1 protein-coding gene is annotated in these 1,129 nt (G+C 47.4%); it reads left to right on the forward strand.

Annotated elements, in window-relative coordinates; all coding sequences use genetic code 11:
* Positions 1 to 1,129: elongation factor Tu (gene tuf / locus R7Z41_RS24180; protein ID WP_017633725.1), on the forward strand; the 1,129-nt coding region annotated here is incomplete at both ends.

Genomic DNA, 1,129 nt, shown 5'->3' on the forward strand with positions numbered 1-1,129 from the left:
TGTCTAAAGAAAAATTTGAACGTACGAAACCGCACGTTAACGTTGGTACTATCGGCCACGTTGACCACGGTAAAACAACTCTAACTGCAGCTATCTGTACTACTCTTGCTAAAGTTTACGGCGGTGTAGCTAAAGACTTCGCATCTATCGATAACGCTCCAGAAGAGCGTGAGCGCGGTATCACAATCGCAACTTCTCACGTTGAGTACGACACTCCATCACGCCACTACGCACACGTTGACTGTCCAGGACACGCTGACTATGTTAAAAACATGATCACTGGTGCTGCACAGATGGACGGTGGTATCCTAGTTGTTGCTGCGACAGATGGCCCAATGCCACAAACTCGTGAGCACATCCTACTAGGCCGTCAGGTTGGTATCCCATACATCATCGTATTCATGAACAAATGTGACATGGTTGACGATGAAGAGCTACTAGAACTAGTAGAAATGGAAGTTCGTGAACTTCTATCTGAATACGATTTCCCAGGTGATGACCTACCAGTTATCCAAGGTTCTGCACTAGGCGCACTAAACGGCGAAGAGCAGTGGGAAGCGAAAATCGTTGAACTAGCAGAAGCTCTAGATACTTACATCCCTGAGCCAGAGCGTGCGGTAGATCAGCCATTCCTAATGCCTATCGAAGACGTATTCTCAATCCAAGGTCGTGGTACAGTAGTAACTGGCCGTATCGAGCGTGGTATCCTAACTGTAGGTGACGAAGTTGCTATCGTAGGTATCAAAGACACTACTACAACTACATGTACTGGTGTTGAGATGTTCCGTAAGCTTCTAGACGAAGGCCGTGCAGGTGAGAACGTTGGTGCACTTCTACGTGGTACTAAGCGTGACGAAGTTGAGCGTGGTCAAGTACTAGCTAAGCCTGGTTCAATCACTCCACACACTAAGTTCGAATCAGAAGTATACGTACTGTCTAAAGATGAAGGTGGTCGTCACACTCCATTCTTCAAAGGCTACCGTCCACAGTTCTACTTCCGTACAACTGACGTAACTGGTGACATCCAGCTACCAGACGGCGTAGAAATGGTAATGCCAGGCGACAACGTACAGATGACTGTAGAGCTAATCGCACCAATCGCAATGGACGAAGGTCTACGTTTCGCGAT

This window comes from Vibrio sp. 1457, from assembly GCF_033340195.1.
Classification (GTDB): Bacteria; Pseudomonadota; Gammaproteobacteria; order Enterobacterales; family Vibrionaceae; genus Vibrio; species Vibrio alginolyticus.